This window comes from Streptomyces atriruber, from assembly GCF_001418325.1.
Taxonomy (GTDB): domain Bacteria; phylum Actinomycetota; class Actinomycetes; order Streptomycetales; family Streptomycetaceae; genus Streptomyces; species Streptomyces atriruber.
Genome location: NZ_LIPN01000530.1, coordinates 1 through 4,305, shown reverse-complemented (window position 1 = coordinate 4,305; position 4,305 = coordinate 1). Strand labels below are relative to the sequence as shown.

Sequence of the window (4,305 nt, the reverse complement as noted above, 5' to 3'; positions counted from 1 at the left end):
GTGCCGGGGCCGGGGCCCGGTCGGGAAGGTGGCGCAGGACCTTTGCGGGGTCCAGGCGCCACTCCGCGTCGGCGAGCGCGCCCACGATCGCGTTCCGCTGCTCGGGACCCTCGCACCGCTGGTGCGCGGCGCGCAGATATCCCACGCCCGTCTCCACCCGGTCGTCCTCCAGGGCGAGTCGAGCCGCCTCCTCGAACACGGGCACAGCCCACGGCGTGTCCGACCGGTCGGCGGCGACGAGGTGGGCGGCCACCTCGTCGGCCGGGGCGCCCTCCTCGTGCAGGAGGGCCGCCACCCGCCCGTGCAGCGCGCGACGCTCCTCCGTCGGCATCCCGTCCAGGACCGCCGCTCCGAACGCCGGATGACAGAGCCGCCCCTCGTGCAGCACCTCCGCGACGGTCAGCTGGTGCACGGCGCGGGCCACCCCGGCGGCGTCCACGTCGAGGAGCCGACCGACCAGGTCCGGGTCGGCCTGCTCCCCCAGCACGGCGACTGCCCGCGCGACTTCGGTCACCGGCGCCTCGTGCCGGTAGAGGAACCCGAGCGCCGCCCGCCCGAACGCCTCGCCGACTCGGCCCGTCGACCGGTGGTCGTCGGCCAGTGCCCGTACGAGGAGCGGGCGGCCCGCGCTCATGCCGTGGACGACAGGCGTGAGGTCCTTGGCCGTCTCCTCGTCGAGCTGCCGCGCGAGCACGGCTTCCACCCCGGCCTTCGACAGCGGCTCGAGACCGATCCGCCGCAGCGCGGGCTCGTGCAGGAACTCGCTGCCGAGCAGAGCGTTGCCCGCCTTCTGATGGACGTACTCGGTGAACAGCACATGGAGCCGCGCCGAGCGCAGCCTGCGCACCACGTACAGGAGGCACCGCAGTGAGGCCGCGTCGGCGTGGTGCGCGTCGTCGACGGCGATCAGGACGGGCCGCTCGGCGACCAGACGACGCAGCGCCTCGCACAGCCCGCGCAGCGCGGGCGAGGTCGGAACGGGCGAGTCCGTCACGGGCGGCGCGGAGGCGGCTTCGTCACACCACGCCAGAGTACGTTCGACGGTCGCGGCGGGGAGCTCCGGGCAGCCGCGCACCAGTTGCTCCAGGACGCCCAGGGGCAGCTCGCGCTCGGCCCGGCAGGCGGTGCCGGTCAGTACGAGCGCGTCGGGCGCGACACGCTCCGTCCACGCCCGCAGCAGCGCGGTCTTGCCGGTGCCGACCGCTCCGCCGAGCACCACCAGGCTGCCGCGGGTGTCCGCCGCGTCCTCGTACGCGCTCCGCAGGGCGGCCAACTCCTCGGCCCGTTCCACCAGGCCGACCGCTCCGTGCCGGGCGGCGCGCGTCACTGTGTGCCCCACTCACGGTCGATCAGCGCGAACATGTCGTCGGCGCTCGCGGACGACAGGTCCTCCTCGGCCCCGCCCTGCCCGTCCTCGTCGACGGGTCCTGCCGCCGCCGCGGTGTCCGGCTGCTTCCACAGCAGGGTCTGCAGGCGCCGGATCAGGCCCTTGCGGCGGGGGTCGTCGACGGCGAGTCCGGCGAGGGCCTCCTCCAGGTCGTCCAGATGCGCGGCCACCGGGAGCTCGCCCGCGCCGCCGTCGGGCAGGACCTTGTCCAGCAGGTGTGCGGCGAGGGCCCGGGGCGTCGGATAGTCGTAGACCAGCGTGGCGGGCAGCCGCAGTCCCGTGGCGGCGCGCAGCCGGTTGCGCAGCTCCACCACGACGAGGGAGTCGAAGCCCAGGTCCTTGAAGGCCTTCTCCGGCTCCACCTCCTGTCCGGGCTCGTAGCGCAGGACCGCGGCGACCTGTTCGCGGACCACGTCGAGCAGCCTCCCGGTCCGCTCCCGTACGGGCAGCGCGGCCAGTTCGCGGCGCAGCGCCGACGCGTTCTCGGCACTTTCGGCGCTCTCCGAGGAGGCGTCGAGGACGCGCCGGGCCGCGGGGACCTCTTCGAGCAGGCGGGTCGAGCGGGCCAGGGTGAACAGCGGCGCGAACCGCTCCCATTCGATGTCGGCGACCAGGGCGTGCCCCCTGCCGCCGTCGAGCGCGGCACGCAGCGCGCCGAGCGCGAGCTGCGGCTCCAGCGGCGGCAGCCCCTGGCGCCGGGACAGCCCGGCGGCGCCGCGCGCCGGGTCGCCGTCGTCCGGCAGCTCCAGATCCCAGATGCCCCACCCGACGGAGACCGTCCGGGGGCCCTCGGCGCCGTGCCGCTGGGCCAGCGCGTCGAGGTAGGCGTTGGCGGCGGCGTACGCGCCGTGCTCCCTGCTGCCGAGCGTGGCCGCCACGGAGGAGAAGAACAGCACGGTCTCCACCGGCCCGTGCGCAGCCGATCCGCCCAGCTCCACGGCCGCGGCCGTGGCCGCGTCGAGCACGTCGGGCGTGACCTCGGCGAGAGGGGCGAGCTCGCCGGGCAGGGAGGTGTGGATGGCGGTTCGTATGCGTACGTCTGTCAGCTCGGCGAGTGCGCGGGTGACCGCGTCCCGACCGGGAGGCACGGCCAGCAACGTGAACCGGGCTCCGTGCGCCGCGACTTCGGCCGCGAGATCGCCGTCCCGCGGGACTCCACGACCGTCGTCGGGTGCGGTGTCCAGGAGTACGACGTGTTCGGCGCCGGACTCGGCGAGCCACCGCACGACCTGTTCCGTCAGCCGACCGACGCCGCCCGTGACCAGGACGGCACCCTCGGGCTGCCAACCGCCGACCGCCTCGTCGCCGACCGGTGCGTCGGGCACCAGACGGCGGCCGAGGACCCCACCGCGGCGCAGTGCCACCTGGTCCTCGCCGCTTTCCCCGCACAGCACCGCGTACAGCGCGGCCGGGTCGAGCGCGGCCGGGTCAGCGGGAAGGTCCACCAGCCCGCCCCACAGCTCCGGGTGCTCCAGGGCCACCACGCGGCCCATTCCCCAGACGGGGGCCTGTTCCGGGGCCACGATCGGATCGGTGTCGCCGCACGACACCGCGCCCCGGGTGGCACACCAGAGGGGCACCTCCACTGCGGCGTCGAGGAGGCCGTGCAGCAGGGTCAGGGTGGTCGAGGTGCCGGTGGGTCCGCGCCGGGCGGCGGGATCGGCGTCCGTCCCGTCGGCGAACGCCAGCAAGGAGAGCACTCCGCCGAGCGGTGTGCCGTCGTCCGAGCACGTCGACTGCCACGAGCGGATGAGGTCCGCGAGGTCCGCACGGCCGGGGGCGGGGCCGACCTCGATGAGACGCACCGGCGCGCCCGTCTCCTCCAGCGCCCGTACGCACGTACGCGACCAGGTCTCCGCCGCGCCCTCGGGGGCCAGGACGAGCCAGGCCCCGGTGCCCGGCGCGGGCGTCGGGAGGTCGGCGCGCCGCCAGTCGACGCGGTACCGCCAGGCGTCGACGGTCGACCGGTCGCGCCGCTCGCGCCGCCACGCGGACAGCGCCGGGAACACCGTCTCCAGCGCGGCCCTGTGCTCGTCGTCCTTGAGGTGCAGGGTGTCGACGAGGGCCTGGACGTCCGCCCCTTCGACGGCCGCCCAGAACCCGGCCTCCTCACCGTCCGCCGGGGAAGCGGCCACGGGCACCGCAGAGTCCGCCAGCCAGAACCGCCGCCCCTGGAAGGGGTAGGTGGGCAGGTCGACGGTGCGGGGCTGCGGGTCGGCCGGGAAGTAGCCGGACCAGTCCACCGTGATTCCGGCCGTGTGGAGACGGGCCATGGCCTGCGCGAAGGCGACGTCGTCGGGCTGCCCGGAGTGCAGGGAGGCGGTGACGACGGGCTCGAAGCTCTCTTGCGGATCGGCGACATGGTCCAGGGTGTGCTGGGCGGCCGTGGTCAGGACGGGGGACGGGCCCAGTTCCACGAACACGCCTGCGCGGGCCGCTACTTCGGCGATGGCGGGCTGGAAGAGGACCGGCTGCCGGACGTGCCTGGCCCAGTACTCCGGGGACATGATCTCCTCCCCCGCTTCTGCGCCTGAGACGTTGCTGATCAGGGGGATCCTCGGCGCCGCGAAGGCCACGCCACGGATCGCCTCGGTGAACTGCGCCAGCATCGGCTCCATCAACACCGAATGGAACGCATGACTGACCGAGAGGGCCTTCGTCTTGCGCCCCTTCTCCCGCCACAACGCGGCAACGTTCTCCACCTCATCGGCGGGTCCCGAAATGACTGTGGAATCCGGTGTGTTGACCGCCGCCACACTCACACCCGAACCCTCCAGGCCCGCCGCCAGCTCCTCCGGCGTCGCCTGCACGGCACACATCGCGCCGCCCTCGGGCAGGGCACCCATCAAACGGGCCCGCGCCCCGACCACCCGGCACGCATCCGCCAGATCAAACACACCCGCGACATGCGCCGCCGC

The 4,305-nt window shown here is 74.6% G+C and carries 2 protein-coding genes; both read right to left on the bottom strand.

What is annotated here, in order from left to right; all coding sequences use genetic code 11:
• A partial coding sequence (locus tag AOK03_RS37745; RefSeq protein WP_157869191.1) for an AAA family ATPase occupies positions 1-1,339 on the bottom strand: 1,339 nt, incomplete at its 3' end.
• Positions 1,324-4,305, bottom strand: a 2,982-nt coding sequence (locus tag AOK03_RS37740; protein WP_157869190.1) for an acyltransferase domain-containing protein, incomplete at its 5' end; no start/stop codon positions are given. The genes AOK03_RS37740 and AOK03_RS37745, both read right to left, overlap by 16 nt.